Consider the following 18,694-nt stretch of genomic DNA (forward strand, 5'->3'; position numbering starts at 1 on the left):
GGTTGGCTGGGCTGCGGCGGTGGCTGCCGGGGGGCGTTACGGCCGGGTGGCTGCTGCGGAACGTCACGCAAGGGGATTCGGCGAGTCTCCGATTCGGACGGACGCCCAGGACCCTGTGGTCTTGGGGGGACCGGCTGATTGGCGGGCCCGCCCGGCCGGGGCGGACGAGCGCCTTCGGACGGGTCGCCGCCCGGGGGCCCTTGCGGAGTCGTCACCAGCGCGATTTTGCCTCATCTGCCGCATGTAGTGGAAGACGTCTGGTCATCCGTGCGGTGTCAGACATGGCTTGCTGCGAAACTCGCGGCCTGGCCGGGCATCCCGGACTGCGGATAAGACAGGTGCACCGCAGAGAACAGCTCGTCATGCGAGGGCAGTGCAAGTGCCCCGCCCGGCGTGCATACCGGATCGCCGGGTGCACACAGGTCGATGGCTTTGGCGCCGTACCACGGGCTGACTTCGCTCATGGGAGCCCCCAGATATCTGTCCGACGGATTCCCGAAGGTGGCGACGGCGGCAACGTGACTAGCCTCGTCCGCCGTCAGTAGATCCGGGACCAATCCGACAACCGGCATGCGGGCGATGGTCGCCAGGTCTATTGCCATGGCGCCCAAGGAATATCCGCCAAGCACCAGCTTGGTGTTGGGACAGTTGGCGACCACGGACTGAACATGAGCGTGGATGTCGCTGCCGCCGGCGGATGCTGACGGGGCGAAATCCTCGCCGGCGGGGTAGTTGACGGGATACACCCCGACGGACCGACCCCCAACCTGCGAGCGCAGTGCATCGATGAATTGCTGGCCGACCGTACCAACGCCGGGCGGCTCGTTGGTGCCGCGAGCGAAGGTCACCTCGATGTCGGGGCATGCAGCAGCGGATGCGGGGGCGATGAGCAGCGGTGCGTTCAGCAGCGTCGCCAAGGTTGTCATCACTGCGGCACCCAGCGAACAAGCGAACTGGCGTGCGTTCACGTCCCCATGCTGACACACCGTGCCCCGGGGTGCTGTGGGTGCGATCGGCCACCCCAGTTGTCAATGCCGCCCGCTATCGATACGGCCGTGGTTCCCGGGTGTCGGTCGGATACGCATAGAACAACGCGACCCCGTCGGGCGACTGCGCAGTAAATAACCCGGTGTTATCGGGAGCAAGGATATGCGGCCGCTCTTGGCGGAGGGCCACAGTGGTTTGCGCTGCCGTTGACGCCTACTGTCCGGATTACCACAACAGATAGGGACGCCGATGACAAAGCCGCCCCCCACCGCCGCCGGCATTGGCGTGCTTGAGCTGTTCGCTCCGGAAGGTAACTGCGTGGGCACCCTGATAAAGCAGACCGCGGATCAACCAATTCGAATCGCGGTTCCCGGCCGGGCGGAAGAAGACTGGCCACGGGTGGGCGATACCCAACGGACAGCGTTGCGCTGCCCGCAATCCGACAAATGGTTCTTTCCGGACACCTCTCTGCTGCAGCAGAAGATGATCGAACTAATCAACGACGATCACAACGACAAGGGCGGCTACTTCCTGTATTGAACCCACGGGGCGACACGAGGGGCCTTCGCAGTACCGCGGTAGCAGTGCCCCGTGCAGAGGTCCAACGTCTTGGAGTGGCTGCACCGCACCACAATTCAGCGCCTTGACGAACCAGAGCATATGACGTCGCTGTCGCGCGATAGCAATTGTTTCAGCGAGCGTGACGCGACCGCCAGATTCGTCAAATCAATTTCAAATAAAGCCTGATCTCGACCTCCGTTTGTCAGTACACTATGCGCGACATTCGAGTTGGCGTTTGCGCCAGCTCGTGTGCTGGCGATCAACCTCTAAGCGCCAACCTGCGGGAGCGGATGATGCGAGTCCAGAACGAAGCCTCAGTCCGACGAGATCTTGCACGAGCCCAGCAGGAGGCCGACTATTACATGGCCAATTGGCTGGCTTGGCTCGGACCTGACCACGACAGCCGTGTGGAACGGATCGAGGCGGTGTTCGCGGAGCGAACGGCGACGATGTGGGCCAAATTGGTCGTGGACGCATCTTGGCACCAAACGATTCACGCCCAAATCGGCCCGCTGGTGAAGGACATCCCCCACACCGGTTATGTGTCCTTCACCGTCAGTAGAAGCTTGGCGTCGATGGACTTCCGGGAGCGCACGTATCTCAAGCTGGCAGAAATCCTGAACAGCGTCTATGAGGGCAGAGAGCATTTCTACAGAAAGTGCCGGACCGCACTCATCTGGGGCGACGGCAAGGGCACCGAGGAGCCCGGCACAGCATGGTACGTGCAGTCCAGTGCGCTACCCAGTGGGCAGTCAGCGGTCCCGTGGGCGATACAGAACCACCAGTTGACGGTCGACCAGACGGCGAACCAATTGCAGCAGCAGCTTAAACAAATCCTCGAACGCGCTGACCTCCATCCGACGCTTCGCCAGCAGCTGGAGCCGTTCGCAACTCAGACATCGTCCTCGGGGGACGCGAACTGGATTCGGGGCAGTAACATCGCGAGTTCTCCGTTCGCCCCGCAAGGCGCCTACCCCCTCCATATCGGATCACTGTCGGACAAGACTCCACTGACCTACTCGGGCGAGGGATCGATAGTCACGATTGCGCCGCCAGGGTCAGGTAAGACCGCCTGCAACGTCTACCCCAACCTGCTGTCGTGGCCGGGGCCCGCCGTAGTGCTGGACATCTCGGGTGACATTTACGAGCACACCGCCGCGTGGCGAGCCGCCAACGTCGGTCCGGTGTTCAAGTTCAGCCCGTTGGAACCCGAGGACAGTCACAAATACAACCCACTCACGTTCGTGCGCAGCGATCGTGACTATCTGTGGGAGGATTCCCGGCTGCTTGCCGAGATGATGATCGTGCCGTCGCTCGGTGCTTCCGACCCGTTCTGGGAAAACGAGGCGCGCACCGCTCTGACCGCGGCGATTGCCAACGCGTGTTACCTGAGCCCGCCCGATCAACGGCCCATGCACGAGGTTCTTGACGTGCTGTTCGGTGGCGAGCCCTGGGAAAGGATGATCGATGGCCTGCGGATGGCCACCGATATGCATGTGATGACCCAGCATGCGACCGCGTTGTCGTCGATGAACGAGAAAACGCTGAGCAGTGTGTTGCAGACCGCGCGTTCGAGTCTTACGGCGTGGACCGGCGAGCGGGTCTCGCGTGCCACCCAGCGCTCGGATTGGGACCCGCTCGACCTTCGGGATGGGTCCAATCCGACCGTGTACATCTATATGCGGCCCAACGAGGTCGAGGCTTACCTCTCGTTGTTGCGCGTATTCATCGGTCAGCACATCCGCACACTCACTGGCGGGCCGGTTCCGCCACGTGGTTCGCCACCGATCCTGTTCATGCTCGACGAGCTGCCCCGCCTCCGCACAATGCCTCCTGTGGACGAGGCGCTCAACATCGGTCGCAAATACGGGCTTCGTCTGTGGATGTTTGCCCAGAGTGTGGGCCAGTTGAAGTCCGCCTACGAGAATGCCGATGGGATGCTGGGGTCGTGTGCGATCCGTATATACATGAACCCAAGCGGGGCTGACGGACTGGCGGAACGGATCTCCGACGAAATCGGCTATGTCGAGTCGCTGCAGGATAATTCGCGCCGGCGCCTCGTGGAGCCACACGAGCTGGCAGGTCCGGCGTTCCGAGATGTGCAGATTGTGCTGGCAAACGGGTCTCGGCCGGCTCGGGTTTCTAAAGACTTCGCTTTCCAGAACCCCGAGTTCGCCCGCCGGATGGCTGTGTCGTCGGAGTGACCGCTATGCGCACACCAACGCAGCGTCGCCAGCCAATCCGCAGGACGTGCACCCGCAGACGACGCCACAGCCAGTCCACCGAAGGACACTGAGCAATGGGTTGGCTGCTAGCGGTTGGCACTCCGGGAGGCGTCAATTCGGGCCTCGACGGAATTCCTGCGTGCTCAGGAATCGTTCGACTTGGCGGCAAGTTGGTCTACCTCGACTTGGACCTATACCGCATATGGCGCGCAACAGCCGCAGCCCCTCAGGCCGAGACGTTGATTTCTTGGGGGACCGCCCAAGGCATTCCGGATGTCGACGATCGCGTTCGCGCGCTGCAAGAAGCCGAACTGATCATCGATGAGGGACCAGATATACAGCGCCGGGTGGGACGGCTGGCCCTTCGGCTCATCGGCGAATGCCTGGGCAATGGCACGGAAGTCAGCCCGACGTTCCTAATGCTCGGCCGCAACAATACAAAATTACAGGTGAACGCCTACCTCTTCGAGGTACTGCTGCGATGCGACGGCGTCACTCCCATCTCGATCACCTGCGACGCGCTGGACGCGGTTCGCCCCGATCCCGGACACCCGCGATGTATTGAGACGCTAACAGCGGCACTGCCAATGCTGGTCCGGAACGAAGTCGTCCAACTTGAGGGGGTGCAATGAGCAAACCCACGATCGGCTGGAGGGATGCCGTCCAATTTGGGATGTGCCTGGCCGCCGGTTTCACTGACATTGCGGCACATGTTTTGGAAACCGATGTGCGTCTGAACGGCAATCCGATGCAACACACTCAGCAGTACAGGGGGAACGACAAAACGGCGCTCCTCGCCATATGCGAAACAAACGACATAGCCCGAGAAGCCCAGCGGCTGGAGGAGATCCAGCAAGTGACCAAGGGCGAGGTTGTCAAAGAGGACAGAGCAGCAGAAAACAAAGAGCTTGCGGACGGCCTCAACGAAATTGCTGAATTGATTGCCCAGCCCCTCGAAGCGATTAAGAAACGTGACGAGCAGCAGAAGGAGATGGACGCGGGCATCGCAAGCAAGGCGTATGAAGCCAACTTGTCAGCTGAAATCCGGCGCTCGGATGGGCACAACCCCGTCGATCTACCGGATCGGCCGCCGCCGGATGGCCCTTCGAAAATCGACCTGGCTAATGACATCGGAGGGCCGTTCGCCGAATCACAGATCCGGATTGCCGAGGCCGGACGGCAGCTTGCGGACAAGGTCAGAGATGGCGGCAAGTTGGCCAGCAACCAACTTGGCGATCGCTCTGATCGCACGGTTGACGATATAGGTCGGCAGGCGGAAAGCGAAGCTAAAAAGATCGAATCGGAGACGGAGAAATTGCTGGAGAGCAACAAGCTCTTTCAGGAGCGGATCAAAAATGATCCGCCGAACGAACAGAAAAAACAGATGACGGAGCGCGTCAGCGCACAGGAAACGATCCTTACTAAACAAGCCGATGTCGCCATCGCAGCGCTTTCGAAGCCTGAGCCAGTCCGTGAGTTCAAGCCCCGAGAACTTTGATCCGAGACTCGATACCGGAAGTTAGGAGAATGAGAATGACGATGGGCGACTTCGATCCGAACAAGCAATACAATCAGCCCAGTAGCGCTCCGCCCCCGCCGCCCGGCGAATTCAGCTTTCCGCCATCGAACCCGGGTTCCCCAGGGGGTGCCTTTTCGCCGGCCGGTTACGGTCATCTGCCGGCGCCGCCATCCGCGGTAGGCCCGCCACGCCTCAATAACACCAATCGGCTGGCCATCTATTCGCTGGTGTTTTCCTTGGTTGGGTGGTTGTGTATCGGTCTCGGGGGTGCCGTCGGGGCCGTCCTCGGCTACGTTGCGCTGAACCAGATCAAGCACACCGGTGAAGGCGGCCGCGCTATCGCACTTGCCGGCGTAATCATCGGCATTATCGGGTTCGTAGGCATATGGGGTGCTGCGCTTATCTCGCGTTAACAACCTCAAGGACGAGTTCTGAGACCGGGCCCGGACCAGGGGGGTAATGCCGACTTCTGCCGACGATGAATAGGCCTTCGCGCAGGGTTCTGTTGGCGTAGCGTCCACGTCAAATGGCAAGGCCTACCTCCTCAGGCTGGCACCCGGGCCCGTCAGGCGCCCAGGGGAAGCGGTATTGGGACGGGACGGGCTGGACCGCTGGTTTGATCGCGCTAGCCAAGAGGGCCATTGGCCCGGGGCGGCTACGCCTCCGAGAAATGGCCGAGATCGGCGCGCGTGCAGACGATCAGCACCAGGCGTTGCTTAGTGGTGACGATCAATGGGGAATGTTCGGGATCAAGCCCGCCGTCGAGCCCCTCGTGGAGTCTCTTCCGAAACCTGGGCGCTCAGCTCGCCAATCCCTCACGGCCGGAGTTGCTGTCGTCACGGGTCTTATCGTCTTCGCCGTGATAGCCACGGTCAACGCCCGATCGGCCGATCAGACGTCGCGCGCGGTTTCGGCGCAGACGGTCACGGTGACTCGCCCCGCGAGCAGACCGATACCACGTCCGATGAATCCCCCTCCGGCGCTTGATATTCCGCTTCCATTCTTTCCGGTTTTTCCGGCGCCGCCCTCCGCGCCGGCAATTGCGTCAGCCCAACCCTCGGTATCCCCGGTACGAATAGGCCAACAAATTGCCGATGGCGATTTCACGTTCGCGGTCACGTCGGTGATCCGATCGAAGACCGTCGCCAACCCCAATGTCCCCTTCCTGCAGACGATGGCCGAGGGCACATTCCTCACTGTTGCGTTGACGATCACCAACAACGGCAAGCAACCCGAGGTATTTATCGCGTCCTACCAGAAACTCAGGATTAACGGCGTCGTCTATGCCGTCGACCCCGTAGCGGCCTTGTGGACGCTGACCTTGGAAACGATCGTCAGCCCTGGGGGCACTGCTACGGTGCCGCTGCCATTCGACGTGCCGACGGGCGTGCCTTCCGGGGGCGCTTTGGAACTGCACGCGTCAGCGAATTCGCGCGGCGTCGTCGAATTGCTGCCGCCGCAATAGGGTGCGTACGGCGACGCGGCGAGATCTCGCCAGCGCCAAGCGGATGATAAGGGGGTGCTCGAACGCCTGAGCGAATCTGTTAGGCCCGCCTAGGTGCCGCTTCTACCTGTGGAAACAGTTTGTGCCCCCGGCACGACTCGAACGTGCGACCTAGGGATTAGAAGGCCCTTGCTCTATCCACCTGAGCTACGGAGGCAATGCGCAGGTCAGTCTATCCAACTATGGACGACATCCCGACTCGCCGACGCGACACGCGCGAAATGCCTTGCACCGCTATAGAAATCAGTTATCGTATTGAACCTCGACACACGTACAACATCAGCTGGTCAACAGCTGTTAACCGCAACGAGGCGTGTGTATAACGTCGAGGAGTGTCGTTTCAATGGGCCTGGCCATGAGTAGGACTGCGCGGTACGCGAGGGCGGGTTCTCAAGCGTTTCGCCTGGTAGCTGATGCCAAGGGAGCCTCTCGGGCGGCTGCTCTGCTGCTGCGCGGCTCACCGTTCGCCCTGGGCTGGTTCGCCGGCTGGCTTTCCACGGAATTCCCCCCGCACGTGGTGACCGGGCACGCGTTGTCCCGGGTCTCGGCGCCGTCCATCGGGCGTGTCGGCGCCACCTGGGCCGGTCAGCGTGCTGAGCAAACGCTCACCGCGGCTCTCGAGGAGTCTTTCGGGTCGGGCTACGTCGACGAGGTTTCCCATCCGCCGTGCGCGGAATCCGAGTGTGCGCCGCGCAGCGGGCTGTTGAGCCGGCCCGGCCCACACCGCCGGTATGCCGCTGAAACCTCGGACATTTCGTACGGTCCTCGTGGTCGCGACAATCTGCTCGACATCTGGCGACGTCATGACATGGCCCCGGGCCGCCGCGCCCCGGTGCTGATCCAGGTCCCGGGAGGGGCGTGGGCCGTCAATGGCAAGCGCGGCCAGGCCTACACGCTGATGAGCCGGATGGTGGAACTCGGCTGGATCTGCGTGTCGATCGACTACAGCAAGAGCCCGCGCTCCACGTTTCCGGCGCACCTGGTCGACGTGAAGCGGGCGATCGCCTGGGTCCGCGAGAACATCGCCGACTACGGTGGCGACCCCAGCTTCATCGCGATCACCGGCGGCTCGGCGGGCGGGCACCTGGCTTCGCTGGCCGCACTGACCCCCAATGACCCGCGGTTTCAGCCCGGATTCGAAGACGCCGACACCACGGTCCAGGCGGCCGTGCCCTACTACGGGGTCTATGACTTCACCAACGCCCACGTCATGCACGAACTGATACTGCCGTTCCTCGAGCAGTTCGTGATGCGGGCTCGGTACGCCGAGGCACCCGAGCGGTTCGAGGCGGCGTCACCGATTTCCTATGTGCACGACGAGGCGCCCCCGTTCTTCGTGCTGCACGGTGCGAAAGACGAGTTGGTTCCCTGCACCCAGGCTCGGACGTTCTGCGCGGCGATGCGCGGCGCCGGAGCTGTGACCGTGACGTACGCCGAGCTCGCCAACGCCCACCACGCTTTCGACATCCTGTCCACGGCCCGATCGCGGCTAGCCGCCAACGCTGTCGCCGACTTCCTGGGCATCGTGTATGGACGGCACCAGAGCTCGGCGCTCGATGCGTGGCCGCTCTCGGCGTCGTCGGCCAGCTGAGTTGCGCGGATCAACTGCCTGCGACAACCTTTCGTCCGCCGCGCCGATGTGCTCGCCGTAGCGACCGAATCGTGCCTTTCACCAGCGCGTCAACCCGACTAGCGTTGGTGTGTCTTTCCGGTTGGCGGAGCTGAGGCAGGAGGCTTGATCGGCGGTGACGAGGTTGACGCGTCGGGTGAATGATCATGGCTGACTCTGTTGAGGGCGTTGGGGCGTCCGACGAGCTCGGCCCGGTCGACTATCTGCTGCACCGGGGCGAGGCGAATCCGCGGACCCGCTCGGGCATCATGGCGCTGGAACTGCTCGACACCACCCCGGACTGGGACCGGTTTCGCACCCGATTCGAAAACGCGTCGCGAAAGGTGCTGCGGCTGCGGCAGAAGGTGGTGGTGCCGACGCTGCCGACGGCCAATCCGCGCTGGGTGGTGGACCCCGACTTCAACCTGGACTTCCACGTCCGGCGGATACGCGTGTCCCAACCCGGCACCTTGCGCGAAGTATTCGATCTCGCTGAGCTGATCCTGCAGTCACCGCTGGACATCTCGCGCCCACTGTGGACGGCCACCCTGGTCGAGGGTCTGCCCGACGGCCAGGCCGCGACACTGCTGCATATCAGCCACGCGGTCACCGACGGCGTCGGCGGGGTGGAGATGTTCGCCGAGATCTACGATCTCGAGCGCGATCCGCCAGCCAGGCCGATACCGCCGCTGCCCATCCCGCAGGATCTGTCACCCAACGATCTGATGCGGCAAGGCCTCAATCGGTTGCCGTTCGCCATCGTCGGCAGCGTGGCGGGCGCGGTGGCCGGGGCGGTTTCCGCGGCCGGGCGAGCGCTACTGGAACCTGTCTCAACGGTGTCAGGGATCGTGGATTACGCCGTCTCGGGTGTGCGGGTCGTCAACCGTGCTGCGGACCCCTCGCCGGCGCAGCCTGGCCTCGCGCACCGAGGCGATCGACATCCGGCTCTCGGATCTGCACCGGGCCGCGAAAGCCGGCGGCGGGTCGATCAACGACGCGTATCTGGCGGGTTTGTCCGGCGCCTTACGCCGCTACCACCAGGCATTGGGAGTGCCGATCAGCACGTTGCCGATGGCGGTGCCGGTCAGTTTGCGGGCCGACGCCGACACCGCCGGCGGCAATCGGTTCACGGGAGTCAATTTGGCGGCTCCGCTGGGCACCGCCGATCCGGTGTCGCGGATGAAGAAGATCCGTTCCCAGATGACCCAGCGCCGCGACGAGCCCGCGATGAACATCATCGGTTCGATGGCGCCGGTGCTCAGTGTTTTGCCGTCGGCGGTGCTGGAGGGGATCACTGGGTCGGTGGTCGGCTCCGATGTGCAGGCGAGCAACGTTCCGGTGTACCCGGGCGATACTTACATTGCTGGCGCAAAGGTCCTGCGGCAGTACGGTATTGGTCCACTGCCTGGTGTAGCGATGATGGTGGTCCTGATTTCACGAGGGGGGTGGTGCACCATCACCGTGCGCTATGACCGGGCAGCCGTGCAGAAGGAGGCGTTGTTCGCCCAATGTCTGCTGGAAGGTTTCGACGAGATACTCGCGCTGGCCGGTGATCCGCCGCCACGTGCGGTGCCGGCTTCGTTCACCGAACAAGCCGATGCGCCATCTCAATCGGTGGCGGGCTCATGAGCCGCGCCGAAGAAGACCAGAAGGCAGCGCCCGCAAAGGATTTGCGCCTGCCCGGTTCGGTCGCCGAGATCCTCGCCAGTCCCGAAGGGCCCAAGATCGGCGCCTTCTTCGACTTGGACGGGACTTTGGTCGCGGGCTTCACCGCGGTGATCCTCACCCAAGAGCGGTTGCGTCGACGCGACATGGGCGTGGGCGAGCTGCTCAGCATGGTGCAGGCCGGGCTCAACCATACGCTCGGACGCATCGAGTTCGAGGACCTGATCGGTAAGGCCTCCGCTGCGCTAGCCGGTCGGCTGCTGACCGATCTCGACGAGATCGGCGAGCGGCTCTTCGCCCAGCGGATCGAGTCGCGGATCTACCCGGAGATGCGGGAGCTGGTGCGCGCACACGTGGCTCGCGGACACACCGTGGTGCTCAGTTCGTCGGCGCTGACCATTCAGGTCAATCCGGTGGCCCGCTTCCTCGGGATCGTCAACACTTTGACCAACAGATTCGAGACCAACGAAGACGGCTTGCTCACCGGCAGTGTCGTGGAGCCGATCTTATGGGGTCCGGGCAAAGCCGCTGCGGTGCAACGGTTTGCGGCCGAAAACAGCATCGATCTCAAGGACAGCTACTTCTATGCCGACGGCGACGAGGACGTCGCGCTGATGTATTTGGTCGGCAATCCGCGGCCGACCAACCCCGAAGGCAAGATGGCCGCCGTGGCCAAGCGACGTGGCTGGCCGATCCTGCGGTTCAGCAGCCGCGGACCGGTGGGCCTGCGGCGACAGTTGCGGACTCTCGCGGGCTTTGGGTCGATGTTCCCGGTCGGGGCCGGTGCGGTGGCGGTGGGCGTGCTGACGGGCAGCCGGCGGCGTGGCGTGAACTTCTTCACCTCCAACTTTTCCCAGGCCGTCTTGGCGGCTACCGGAGTGCATTTGAATGTCATCGGAAAAGACAATCTGACCGCGCAGCGGCCGGCCGTCTTCATCTTCAACCATCGCAACCAAGTCGACCCGATAATCTCCGGTGCGCTGATACGTGACAACTGGGTTGCCGTGGGTAAAAAGGAACTTGAGCGTGATCCGATCATGGGCACGCTCGGGAAGCTGCTGGACGGTGTATTCATCGACCGCGACGATCATGGCGCCGCTCTGGAGACCATGCAGACGGTCGAAGACCGAGCCAAAAATGGACTCTCCATTCTGATGGCACCGGAAGGCACCCGACTGGACACCACCGAGGTCGGGCCGTTCAAAAAGGGACCCTTCCGTCTCGCGATGGCGGCGGGTATCCCCGTGGTGCCGATCGTGATTCGCAATGCGGAGATCGTCGCGGCCCGAAATTCCACCACGATCAATCCCGGCACGGTTGACGTCGCGGTGTTCCCGCCGATTCCGGTGCAGGACTGGACAGTTGAGACGCTGCCGGATCGCATCGCCGAGGTACGTCAGCTGTATCTGGACACTTTGGCCAACTGGCCCGTCGATGAACTACCCCAGGTCGACTTGTACGCCGAGAAGAAAGCGGCGAAGAAGGCCCGAGCCAGGTCCGCTGCCAAAGCCGCCGGGACCAAGGCCCCAGCCAAGAAGACCAGGCCCAAAAAGGCGACAGCCAAACCCGCAGCCAAATCGCAACCGGCCCAGCCGAATCCGAATGAGTCCGAGGTCGCTCTCAAAGACGGTGAAGCGCCGCGGCCCGACGCGGACCAGCCCGGCGGCGCCGGGTCGACGTCTCGGCCCAGAGGGCGCACGTGACACAACCGGCCGCAAATACCAGCGCAGTCCTGACCGCGCAAGATTCGCTGGTGTTGGCGTCCATGGAGTCGGGCGTCGAAACGCAGCTGGTGATGGATTGGCTGAGCCAGCAGCGCGCCCAGAATCCGGATGTGAAGTTCGACGTGCTCAAACTGCCGCCGGGTGATGCGCCGCAGACGGCGCTGAATCTGCTTGTGGATCAGCTTGAGTCCGGAGAAGACAGATCGATTGTGCCGGTGCGGGTGTTCTGGCTACCGGCACCGGATCGCGGCAGGGCCGCGAAGCTGGCCGGGCTGCTTCCCGGCTGGGATCCCTACCACCCCAACCAACGTCGGCAGCGTTACATCCTGCGCAAGGATCGGCACCGGGCGCGGGTGGTGGCCGGCGAGGCGGCCAAGGTGTCCGAACTCCGCCAGCAATGGCGCGACACTACCGTCGGTCAGGACGAGCGAGATTTCGCTCAGTTCATCGCGCGCCGTGCCCTTTTGGCATTGGAACGTGCCGAGTATCGAATCCTGGGACCGCAGTACAAATCCCCGCGATTGCTGAAGCCAGAGATCTTGGCATCCACCCGATTTCGCGCGGGCTTGAAGAAGATTCCGGACGCAAAGGTCGACGAAGCGGGCAAGATGCTCGACGAATTGGCCACCGGATGGAGCCGGGTGTCCGTCGACCTGGTTTCCGTTCTAGCCAAGCTGATCTGCCGCGGTTTCGAACCGGAGATCGACTACGACACATTTCAGATCGCGGCGATGCGCAACGGGCTGGAAGTTCATCCGGCGGTGCTGCTGTTCTCGCACCGGTCCTACATCGACGGTGCGGTGGTGCCGGTCGCGATGCAGGAAAACCGGTTGCCGCCGGTGCATGTTTTCGCCGGTATCAACCTGTCTTTCGGATTGATGGGCCCGTTACTGCGCCGCTCTGGCGTCATCTTCATCCGCCGCGACATCGCCAACAACCCGCTCTACAAGTACGTGCTGCGCGAATACGTCGGCTACATCGTCGAGAAGCGATTCAATCTGAGCTGGTCCATCGAAGGCACTCGGTCGCGCACCGGCAAGATGCTGCCGCCCAAGCTCGGTCTGATGTCGTATGTGGCCGATGCCTATCTTGACGGCCGCAGCGAAGACATTCTGCTGCAACCGGTCTCGATCGGTTTCGACCAGTTGCACGAGACGGCCGAATACGCCGCCTACGCGCGCGGCGGAGAAAAGACACCCGAAGGCGTGCTGTGGCTGTACAACTTCATCAAGGCTCAGGGCGAACGCAACTACGGCAAGATCTATGTCCGTTTCCCCGAAGCCGTCTCGATGCGGCAGCACCTCGGCCCGCCGCATGGGGCGCTGGCCCAAGACAACGACGCTAAACGGCTTGCACTGCAGAAGATGTCGTTCGAAGTCGCGTGGCGGATCCTGCGGGCGACGCCGGTGACGGCGACGGGTTTGGTGTGCGGATTGCTGCTCACCACCCGCGGCGCCGCGCTCACGCTGGACCAACTGCACCACACGTTGCAAGATGCACTGGACTATCTCGACCGCAAGAACACCCCGGTGTCGACGAGTGCGTTGCGGCTGCGCACGAGCGAAGGGGTGGGCGCGGCCGTCGACGCACTGTCCAACGGACACCCGATCACCCGCGTCGACAGTGGCCGCGAGCCGGTGTGGCTCATCGAGCCCGACCAGGAGCACGCCGCGGCGTTCTACCGCAACTCGGTCATCCACGCCTTCCTGGAGACCTCGATCGTCGAACTGGCTCTGGCGCACGCCAGACACGCCGAAGGCGATCGCATCGGAGCGTTCTGGGCTCAGGCGATGCGGCTGCGCGATCTGCTGAAGTTCGACTTCTACTTCGCCGATTCGGCGGCGTTCCGCGACAACATCGCCGAAGAGATGGCATGGCATGACGATTGGGAGGCACACGTCGCCGCCGGCGGCGAGGAGATCGACGCGATGCTGTTTGCCAAGCGGCCGTTGATGTCCGACGCGATGCTGCGGGTGTTCTTCGAGGCCTACGAGATCGTCGCCGACGTGTTGCGGGATGCGCCCGCGGATATCGGACAAAACGAACTCACCGAGTTGGCGCTCGGGGTCGGTCGGCAATACGTGGCACAGACCCGGGTGCGCAGCAGCGAATCGGTGTCCACGTTGCTCTTCGCCACCGCGCGCCAGGTCGTTGCCGACCAGGATCTGATCGCGCCGGCCGCGGATCTGACCGAGCGCCGGGCCGCCTTCCGGCGCGAATTGCGGGCGATTCTGCGGGATTTCGGGTATGTCGAGCAAATCGCGCGCAACCAGTTCGCCGCCCGCGAATATCAAGCGCGTCAGGAGCGCACCGCCCGCCAGGCCGGGTAGCGCGGTCTTTGCGGGCCGCCGCCCATACCCTGAATGCATGACGGTTGGCCAGTCCGCAGCCAAGGCCCGAGACCTGGTGTGGCCGCTGCTTACCGGCGTTGCGGTGCTGGCAGGCTGCACGGCCGCGGGCATCGGGGCGTTATCGCTGGCCGACGCGCTGACCGCCACCGGCCTGCCCGATCCTGGCTCGGCGACCACGCTGGGTCTGCCGTTCGTTCGGGCGGCGGGCGAGATCGCCGCGGTGCTTGCGGTGGGTTCGTTTCTCTTTGCCGCGTTCTTGGTGCCGCCGCAGAAGTCGGGCGTGCTCGACGCCGCCGGCTACCGCGCCCTGCGGGTGGGGACGGTGGCGTCGGGCGGGTGGGCGGTGTGCGCGTTCCTGCTGATCCCGCTGACCATTTCCGACGTCTCCGGTCATCGGCTGTCCGAGCACCTCAATCCGCTGCGGCTGTGGTCTTTGGCCAGCCTGATCGGCACCGCTTCCGCCTGGCGCTGGACGGCGATCCTGGCCGCGGTGGTGACGCTGGCCAGTTTGGCGGTGCTGCGCTGGTCGTGGACCCCACTGCTGGTCGCCGGGTCGGTGGCCACCCTGATCCCGTTGGGGCTGACGGGCCACTCGTCGGCCGGTGGCTCGCATGACCTGGCTACCAACAGCCTCCTGATTCACCTCGTCGCCGCCAGTTTGTGGGCCGGTGGCTTGCTGGCTCTGCTCGCCCACGCACTGCGCGGCGCTGACCACCTTGCGCTTGCGGCCCGGCGTTTCTCGGCCATCGCCCTGTGGTGCTGGGTCGCGATGGCGCTCAGCGGTGTGATGAACGCCCTGGTGCGGGTGTTGCCGTCGGACCTGCTGACCACCACGTACGGACGGTTGGTGCTGGCCAAGTTCGTCGCGTTGTGTGCGCTGGGCGTGCTGGGCTGGCGTCAGCGACGCGCCGGAGTTGTTGCGCTGCAAGATGATCCGCAAAAGCGCAGCGTGCTGGTCCGGCTGGCGCTGGTCGAGGCGGCCCTGTTCGGCGTGACGTTCGGTATCGCCGTCGGGCTGGGCCGCACACCACCGCCGCCGCCACCGCTGCGGCTGCCGTCGATTCCGGAGGCCGAGATCGGCTACGACTTCGACGGTCCGCCGACCGTGGCGCGCATCCTGATCGATTGGCGCTTCGATCTGGTCTTCGGCACGGCGGCAATCGTTTTGGCGGCGCTGTACGTAGCGGCCGTGGTGCGGCTGCGCCGCCGCGGCGATCACTGGCCGCCCGGCCGCATCGCAGCCTGGCTGCTGGGCTGCCTGACACTGCTGTTCGTGACGTCCTCGGGAGTCGGCCGCTACATGCCGGCGATGTTCAGCATGCACATGGCCGCTCACATGGGCTTGTCGATGCTGGTGCCGATCCTGCTGGTGCTGGGTGCGCCGGTCAGCCTGGCGTTGCGGGCGCTGCCCGCCGCCGGTCGCGATGATCCGCCGGCCATGCGGGAATGGCTGTTGGCCGCCCTGCACAGCCGGGTGTCACGCATCCTGACCAATCCGATCGTGGCCACGGTGCTGTTCGTCGCGGGTTTCTACGGTCTGTACTTCAGCAGCATCTTCGACGACGCGGTGGCCAGTCATGCCGGGCATCTGGCGATGAACCTGCACTTCCTGGTCAGCGGTTACCTGTTCTATTGGGTGGTGATCGGCGTGGACCCCACACCACGGCCGATCCCGCCGCTGGCCAAGGTGGGTGTGGTGTTCGCCTCGCTGCCCATGCACGCGTTCTTCGGTGTGGAACTGATGGGCACCCCGACTGTGCTCGGCGAGGCTTACTACCGGTCACTAGGTTTGAGTTGGCATACCGACCTGCTGGGCGATCAGCGCTTGGGTGGCGGAATCGCTTGGGCGGCAGGGGAAGTGCCGCTCGTGATCGTGATGCTCGCGTTGCTGGTGCAGTGGGCGCGCAGCGACGCCCGCACCGCGCGGCGTCTTGACCGGGCGGCCGACCGCGACGACGACGCCGACCTCACCGCCTACAACGCGATGCTGGCCGAACTGGCCCGCGGCGGACCCAAGCCGACATCGCAGGGGCCTGCGGCCGGGGAGTAATTCGCGTCCCGCGGCTTATCCCCAGTCGCGTCTTTGCGCACAAGCTCGCCGCGATACCGCCGAGAACGGACCGGATTGCCTGCGACTCGTCGGTGCCTCGGCGCTCAATGAGCACCAAGCAAGACCGCTACCTGAGAAAAGTGCGAAAGGAAATTGAGCCCATGTTCGAAACCTCGCTGACCGTCGTCGGTCACATCGTCAACGACCTGCAGCGCCGCAAGGTCGGAAATCAGGAACTCATCAAGTTCCGGGTGGCCAGCAATTCACGTCGCCGCACCGGTGACGGCAGTTGGGAGCCGGGAAACTCGCTGTTCATCACCGTTAACTGCTGGGGAAAGCTGGTCACCGGCGTCGGTGCCGCGCTGGGCAAGGGTGCACCCGTGATCGCGGTGGGCCACGTCTACACCAGCGAATACGAGGACCGCGACGGCAATCGCCGTTCGTCGCTGGAGATGCGGGCGACCTCGGTCGGCCCGGATCTGTCGCGCACGATCGTGCGCATCGAGAAGCCCGGCTATGCCGGTCCCGACGCCCAACCCCCGGCTGCTGTCGAGGGCACCGGGGACGAGCCGGCCGTCGACGGTGACTCGGCGGAATCCAGCGACGGCGCCGAGGAGCCCACCCCGCTATCCCTGTCGGCTTAGCTGATGGTCGGGCGTCCGGTTCCACCTGTTGGGTGATGCCTAGGATGGTCCGCGAGATCAATCTCGAAGACCAGAAAGGCAAAACCGCGGCATGGCTGAGTTCATCTACACGATGAAAAAGGTCCGCAAGGCGCACGGCGACAAAGTGATCCTGGACGACGTCACATTGAGCTTCTTCCCGGGCGCCAAGATCGGTGTCGTCGGCCCTAACGGTGCCGGTAAGTCGAGCGTCTTGCGGATCATGGCCGATCTGGACAAGCCGAACAACGGCGAGGCGTTCCTGGCCAACGACGCCACTGTCGGCATCCTGCAACAGGAGCCGGCGCTCAACGAAGAGAAGACCGTTCGCGGCAACGTGGAGGAGGGCTTGGGCGAGATCAAGGTCAAGCTCGACCGCTTCAACGAGGTTGCCGAGTTGATGGCCACCGACTACTCCGACGAATTGATGGAGGAGATGGGCCGGCTGCAAGAGGACCTGGACCATGCCGACGCGTGGGACCTCGACTCGCAGCTGGAGCAGGCAATGGACGCGCTGCGCTGCCCGCCGCCCGACGAGCCGGTGACCAACCTGTCCGGTGGTGAGCGCCGGCGGGTAGCGCTGTGCAAGCTGCTGCTATCCAAACCCGACCTGCTACTGCTCGACGAGCCGACCAACCACCTGGACGCCGAAAGCGTGCAGTGGCTCGAACAGCATCTCGCCAGCTACGCAGGTGCGATCCTGGCCGTCACCCATGACCGCTATTTCCTGGACAACGTCGCCGAATGGATCCTGGAACTCGACCGGGGCCGCGCCTATCCCTACGAAGGCAACTACTCGACCTACCTCGAGAAAAAGGCAGAGCGGATCGCAGTTCAGGGCCGCAAGGACGCCAAGCTGCAGAAGCGGCTGCAAGAGGAACTGGCCTGGGTGCGGTCCGGGGCCAAGGCGCGCCAAGCCAAGAGCAAGGCCCGCCTGCAGCGCTACGAAGAGATGGCCACCGAGGCGGAGAAAACCAGGAAGCTCGATTTCGAGGAAATCCAGATCCCGGTCGGGCCGCGGCTGGGCAACGTGGTGGTCGAGGTCGAACACCTGGACAAGGGCTTCGAAGGGCGCACCCTGATCAAGGACCTGTCCTTCACCCTGCCCCGCAACGGCATCGTCGGCGTCATCGGTCCCAACGGCGTCGGCAAGACCACGCTGTTCAAGACCATCGTGGGGCTCGAGGAGCCGGACAGCGGCATCGTCAAGGTCGGCGAGACCGTCAAACTGAGCTACGTCGACCAGAGTCGCGCGGGCATCGACCCGAAGAAGACCGTGTGGCAGGTCGTCTCCGACGGGCTGGATCACATCGTGGTCGGCCAGACCGAGGTGCCGTCGCGGGCTTACGTGTCGGCGTTCGGGTTCAAGGGCCCGGATCAACAGAAGCCGGCCGGTGTGCTGTCCGGTGGTGAGCGCAACCGGCTGAACCTCGCGCTGACACTCAAGCAGGGCGGCAACCTGATCCTGCTCGACGAGCCCACCAACGACCTCGACGTCGAAACCCTGAGTTCGCTGGAGAACGCGCTCGAACAATTCCCCGGCTGCGCGGTGGTGATTTCGCACGACCGCTGGTTCCTCGACCGCACCTGCACGCACATCCTGGCGTGGGAGGGCGACGACGACAACGAGGCCAAGTGGTACTGGTTCGAAGGCAACTTCGGTGCATATGAGGAAAACAAAGTGGAACGACTTGGAGTCGATGCCGCCAGGCCGCACCGAGTGACCCACCGCAAGCTGACTCGGGACTAGTGTCAGGTTTGCCAGCTGCCCCGCGAGGACGCGCCCGATTCGGTCGCCGAGAAGTGGGGCGACTGCGCGTAGTGCTATCCGACTTGA

At 64.0% G+C, this 18,694-nt stretch carries 13 protein-coding genes, 1 tRNA gene and 2 pseudogenes; 14 read left to right on the plus strand and 2 right to left on the minus strand.

The window, feature by feature from the left end:
* Window positions 1-275: 275 nt before the first annotated feature.
* Window positions 276-926, minus strand: coding sequence for a cutinase family protein (locus DB708_RS09135; RefSeq protein ID WP_108921644.1), 651 nt, complete (start codon window positions 924-926; stop codon window positions 276-278).
* Window positions 927-1,236: 310 nt separating this feature from the next.
* On the opposite strand from DB708_RS09135, the gene DB708_RS09140 reads away from it, so the two are divergent.
* From DB708_RS09140 to DB708_RS09165, 7 genes and pseudogenes are all read left to right on the plus strand, one after another.
* Window positions 1,237-1,527, plus strand: coding sequence for a hypothetical protein (locus DB708_RS09140; RefSeq protein WP_108921645.1), 291 nt, complete (start codon window positions 1,237-1,239; stop codon window positions 1,525-1,527).
* A gap of 383 nt (window positions 1,528-1,910) precedes the next feature.
* Window positions 1,911-3,752, plus strand: a complete 1,842-nt coding sequence (locus tag DB708_RS09145; protein ID WP_165839781.1) for a type IV secretory system conjugative DNA transfer family protein — start codon at window positions 1,911-1,913, stop codon at window positions 3,750-3,752.
* A gap of 95 nt (window positions 3,753-3,847) precedes the next feature.
* Window positions 3,848-4,405 (plus strand): hypothetical protein, encoded by a 558-nt coding sequence (locus tag DB708_RS09150; RefSeq protein WP_108921647.1) that lies wholly within the window; start codon window positions 3,848-3,850, stop codon window positions 4,403-4,405.
* Window positions 4,402-5,271: a hypothetical protein gene (locus DB708_RS09155; RefSeq protein ID WP_108921648.1), complete on the plus strand. Its 870-nt coding sequence runs from the start codon at window positions 4,402-4,404 to the stop codon at window positions 5,269-5,271. Before DB708_RS09150 ends, DB708_RS09155 begins: the two co-directional genes overlap by 4 nt.
* Before the next feature lie 35 nt (window positions 5,272-5,306).
* The gene (locus tag DB708_RS09160) at window positions 5,307-5,705 is read left to right on the plus strand and encodes a DUF4190 domain-containing protein (protein ID WP_165839782.1); all 399 of its coding nucleotides are present in this window, start codon (window positions 5,307-5,309) and stop codon (window positions 5,703-5,705) included.
* 113 nt (window positions 5,706-5,818) lie between these two features.
* Window positions 5,819-5,905 (plus strand): annotated as a pseudogene (locus DB708_RS28175) (DUF2510 domain-containing protein); the annotation flags it as partial.
* Between the two features lie 57 nt (window positions 5,906-5,962).
* On the plus strand, window positions 5,963-6,757 hold the full coding sequence (locus tag DB708_RS09165) for a DUF4352 domain-containing protein (RefSeq protein WP_165839780.1): 795 nt from the start codon (window positions 5,963-5,965) through the stop codon (window positions 6,755-6,757).
* Between the two features lie 122 nt (window positions 6,758-6,879).
* Here the strand turns inward: DB708_RS09165 and DB708_RS09170 are convergent.
* Window positions 6,880-6,953 (minus strand) — tRNA-Arg (locus tag DB708_RS09170).
* A 198-nt stretch (window positions 6,954-7,151) separates the two neighbouring features.
* Between DB708_RS09170 and lipQ the strand changes: the two genes are divergently transcribed.
* From lipQ to ettA, 7 genes and pseudogenes are all read left to right on the plus strand, one after another.
* Window positions 7,152-8,387 (plus strand): esterase LipQ, encoded by a 1,236-nt coding sequence (gene lipQ / locus DB708_RS09175; protein WP_409347578.1) that lies wholly within the window; start codon window positions 7,152-7,154, stop codon window positions 8,385-8,387.
* A gap of 185 nt (window positions 8,388-8,572) precedes the next feature.
* Window positions 8,573-10,034 (plus strand): annotated as a pseudogene (locus tag DB708_RS09180) (wax ester/triacylglycerol synthase family O-acyltransferase).
* Window positions 10,031-11,773: an HAD-IB family hydrolase/lysophospholipid acyltransferase family protein gene (locus DB708_RS09185; protein WP_108921651.1), complete on the plus strand. Its 1,743-nt coding sequence runs from the start codon at window positions 10,031-10,033 to the stop codon at window positions 11,771-11,773. The pseudogene DB708_RS09180 and the gene DB708_RS09185 overlap by 4 nt, the downstream one beginning before the upstream one ends.
* On the plus strand, window positions 11,770-14,124 hold the full coding sequence (locus tag DB708_RS09190) for a glycerol-3-phosphate 1-O-acyltransferase (protein WP_108921652.1): 2,355 nt from the start codon (window positions 11,770-11,772) through the stop codon (window positions 14,122-14,124). The genes DB708_RS09185 and DB708_RS09190 overlap by 4 nt, the downstream gene beginning before the upstream one ends.
* A 37-nt stretch (window positions 14,125-14,161) precedes the next feature.
* Complete coding sequence (locus DB708_RS09195) at window positions 14,162-16,195, plus strand: cytochrome c oxidase assembly protein (RefSeq protein ID WP_108921653.1); 2,034 nt, start codon at window positions 14,162-14,164, stop codon at window positions 16,193-16,195.
* 161 nt (window positions 16,196-16,356) lie between these two features.
* Window positions 16,357-16,839, plus strand: a complete 483-nt coding sequence (locus tag DB708_RS09200) for a single-stranded DNA-binding protein (RefSeq protein WP_108921661.1) — start codon at window positions 16,357-16,359, stop codon at window positions 16,837-16,839.
* A 91-nt stretch (window positions 16,840-16,930) separates the two neighbouring features.
* Window positions 16,931-18,607 carry an energy-dependent translational throttle protein EttA gene (gene ettA, locus DB708_RS09205; protein WP_108921654.1) on the plus strand — a complete coding sequence of 559 codons (1,677 nt, stop codon included), beginning with the start codon at window positions 16,931-16,933 and terminating at the stop codon, window positions 18,605-18,607.
* The last annotated feature ends 87 nt before the right edge of the window (window positions 18,608-18,694 follow it).

It is taken from the genome of Mycobacterium montefiorense (assembly GCF_003112775.1).
Classification (GTDB): Bacteria; Actinomycetota; Actinomycetes; order Mycobacteriales; family Mycobacteriaceae; genus Mycobacterium; species Mycobacterium montefiorense.